The sequence below is a fragment of the Streptomyces sp. NPDC002785 genome (assembly GCF_040295565.1).
Classification (GTDB): domain Bacteria; phylum Actinomycetota; class Actinomycetes; order Streptomycetales; family Streptomycetaceae; genus Streptomyces.
In genome coordinates, this window is sequence record NZ_JBEOVN010000355.1 from 1 (window position 1) to 3,509 (window position 3,509).

Below are 3,509 nucleotides of genomic sequence, written 5' to 3' on the forward strand. Positions count from 1 at the left end.
ATGTATCGCACTACCGAGCCGAAGCCGCAGATCAAGCGCCTCGCCATCGACCTCGGCGTGCACCCCGAGGCCCTGCGTGGCTGGATCCGCCAGGCCGAGGCGGACGCCGGCGAGCGCGACGACCGGCTGACGACCGACGAACGTGCCGAGCTCGCCGCGCTGCGCAAGGAGAACACCCAGCTCAAGCGGGCGAACGAGGTCCTGCGGACGGCTTCGGCTTTTTTCGCGGCGCAACTGTGCGCCACGAGGCGCGATGTTGATCGAGAGGTGGTGAAAGACCACTTCCGTCGGGCCGTCGTAGCGGCCTGATCGAAGCTTGGGGGCAGCCTGATCCGGGGAACGCCGGTGAGGGTGGCAAGCGGCCCCGACGAAGGCGGGACGTGCTGGAACTGCCAGACAGCGCGGGTCCGTTCGGCAAGGTCAGAAGGTGTAGCGAGAGCGAACCAGTGGTGGACGCCCCGTAACAGCGAAGCCGGGTCAAATTTGGTGGATATGGGCCGGTGTGCAGCGCGTGAGGGCCGGACCTTTCGGTTCGGGTCTCAACTCCGAAGCCGTTTAGTTCCGTCGGTGGGGAGGCCACGTCGAAGGTCTACGGCGTAGACGTGGCGATGCTGCCGGGGTAGAGCTGGGCGCCTCCCTGACCGATCGATCACATGGTGAACGTGGGAACCATCCGCGGTCGCCCTCCCGCCGGGCAGCCGGTTCGGTGGTGGGCAGGTCCGTTGCCGATTGAGGGCCGTGGGATGGGGCGGAGGCCCCGTAGTAGTCGCGGGTGTGACGACCCGTCGTGGAGGCCGTGAGAGACGGCCGCAGGGCGAAGGGGGCCAGCAAGTCAGCAGTCGAGGTTGCTGGAATGTTAGGAGGTTTTCGCTGGTGAATACCGACGAACTGGAGCACGCCGTATATGTGGCGGAGCGACGGGTACTGAATATCCAGACCAAGCTGCACCGTTGGGCTCGTGACGATTCTCACCGCAGGTTCGACGATCTCTACAATCTCGTCGCCGACCCTGGCTTCCTTCTGGTTGCCTGGGATCGAGTGAGGGGAAACAAGGGTGCCCGCACAGCTGGAGTGGACGGACGAACAGCCCGTTCGGTCGAGGCTGGACAGGGGGTTGAGGAATTCCTCGACGAGTTGCGGTCGCAGTTGAAGGACCGTAGCTTTCGCCCGCTTCCGGTGCGTGAGCGCATGATTCCGAAGGCAGGCGGGAAACTCCGCCGTCTCGGGATTGCGACCATCGCCGACCGGGTAGCCCAGGCATCCTTGAAACTGGTACTGGAGCCAATTTTCGAGGCGGATTTCCTCCCGTGCTCCTACGGGTTCCGCCCGAATCGCCGGGCCCATGACGCGGTAGCCGAGGTGCGCTATCTTGCTTCGCGGCCACGCAATTATGAGTGGATCGTCGAGGGAGACATCACGGCCTGCTTCGACGAAATCTCACATCCGGCCCTGATGGATCGGGTGCGGCGTCGAGTCGGGGACAAACGCGTCCTGGAACTGGTAAAGGCTTTCCTCAAGTCGGGCATCCTCGGAGAGGACCGCCTGTTGCGGGAAACCACTGCCGGCACCCCACAAGGGTCGATTCTCTCGCCTCTGCTCAGCAACGTGGCACTGTCGGTCCTGGACGAGTACATCGCCCAGGCGCCAGGAGGCCCGGCTGCTGGGAAGGTGGACCGTGCCAGACGGCACCGCCATGGTCTGCCCAACTACCGTCTTATTAGGTACGCGGACGACTGGTGCCTGATGATATTCGGCTCGAAAGCTGATGCCGAGGTCCTGCGCGAGGAAATCGCTGAGGTCTTGTCCACGGTGGGCCTGCGCCTGTCACCGGAGAAGACACTGATTACCCATATCGATGAGGGCCTGGACTTTCTCGGGTGGCACATCCAGCGCCACCGGAAGAGAGGGACCAGGCAGCATTACGTCTACACCTACCCCGCGAAGAAGGCTGTCCAAGCCGTGAAGCGGAAGGTCAAGACGTTATGCCGAGAGGTTCAAGTGAACCAGCCGTTGGATGACCTGCTACGTCGACTGAATAGGGCGTTGCGGGGCTGGTGTGCTTACTTCCGGCCAGGGGTGTCTTCCGTGACCTTCGCCTATCTGAGCCACTACACATGGCAAACGGTATGGCGTTGGATGCGGCGCAAGCACCGCCGGTCCACGTGGAAGGAACTCCGCCACCGCTATTGCGGCGGCGGTTGGTGGCCTGCCAGTGAGGACAGAGAGCTGTTCGACCCCGAGAAGGTAGGCACGACCCGCTACCGGTATCGAGGTTCGATTATTCCGACTCCCTGGCCTATCGCGGGGTGAGGATGTTCAACACGCAGCCGGTTTCGGGGCTTGTGGAGAGCCCGGTGCATTGAGAGGTGCCCGCCGGGTTCGGGAAGCGGTCCGGGGAAACGGGCCGGTCGAAAGACCGGCACCGCGCCCCGGGCCGACTTTCACCGACCCGACCCGGCCCAGGTGACCGCGCTCGTTGACGAGCATCCCCACCTGGGAGTCGAGTGCGTACTTCGGGAACTGCACATCGCCTCCTCGACCTTCTACCGGTGGCGCCGACGTGAGAAGGAGCCATGCGAACGGCAGCGCCGCGACGCGGAGCTGACCGAGCAGATCAAGCAGATCCACACCGATTCCGGCGGGATCTACGGCTCTCCTCGCGTCCACGCCGTCCTCAAGCGCGACGGCGTCCACGTCGGCCGAAAACGCGTCGAACGCCTGATGCGCGAGGCCGATCTGGCGGGCGTCAGCCCGCGCCGCAAGGGCTTCACGCGCCGCGATCCCAAGGCCACGCTCGCTCCGGATCTGGTCAACCGCGACTTCACGGCACCGGCACCGAACCGGTTGTGGGTCACTGACCTGACGATGATCGCCACCGGCGAGGGACCCTTGTGGCTCTCGGCAATCAGGGACGCGTTCTCGCGCCGGGTGGTGGCCTGGGAGACGTCCGCCCGCGCGGACGCGGACCTGGTCCTGTCGTCGCTGGAGTACGCGCTGGCCAGCCGCGAGGTCGAGCCCGGCGAGCTCATTCATCATGCCGATCACGGGTGTCAATACACGTCGATCAAGCTCACAACTCGCCTGATAAGAGCGGGAATTGAGGCGTCCATGGGCTCGGTCGGAGACAGTTACGACAACGCCCTCGCGGAGAACCTGTGGATGCTGGTCAAGACCGAGTGTGTCCGCGGCCGCGTCTTCACGACCAGGGCCGAGGCGAACCTCGCACTCTTCGAGTACATCGACGGCTTCTATAACTTTTTGTTTAACCGGCGCGCCCGTAGTGCTCTTCGAGTGACTCGGCGCGTTTGACGGTTTTGCCCACCCCGTGACGGGGTGCGGTCGTGCGGTTCTTCGAGCCGTTGGGGCGCCCGGGGCCGGGTCGGGAGGGTTTGGGCGCGCTGGCCGGACGGGCCGGAGGCTGTCGCACGGCTCCTGCCCGGTGAAAGTCAAGAGCCCTTCTTGGACGTGTGGTTGATGAGCTTGTTGAGGTTGTGCACCGTGCCGAGGAA

Annotated in this window: 3 protein-coding genes; all 3 read left to right on the forward strand. The window is 64.5% G+C overall.

The features are described 5' to 3' along the window. Positions 1 to 309, forward strand: a 309-nt coding sequence (locus tag ABTZ94_RS36820) for a transposase (protein ID WP_351207704.1), incomplete at its 5' end; no start/stop codon positions are given. A gap of 564 nt (positions 310 to 873) precedes the next feature. Continuing rightward, positions 874 to 2,310 (forward strand): group II intron reverse transcriptase/maturase, encoded by a 1,437-nt coding sequence (ltrA, locus tag ABTZ94_RS36825; protein ID WP_351207706.1) that lies wholly within the window; start codon positions 874 to 876, stop codon positions 2,308 to 2,310. A gap of 30 nt (positions 2,311 to 2,340) precedes the next feature. After that, entirely contained in the window at positions 2,341 to 3,309 is a 969-nt protein-coding gene (locus ABTZ94_RS36830) for an IS3 family transposase (RefSeq protein ID WP_351207708.1), read from the forward strand. The last annotated feature ends 200 nt before the right edge of the window (positions 3,310 to 3,509 follow it).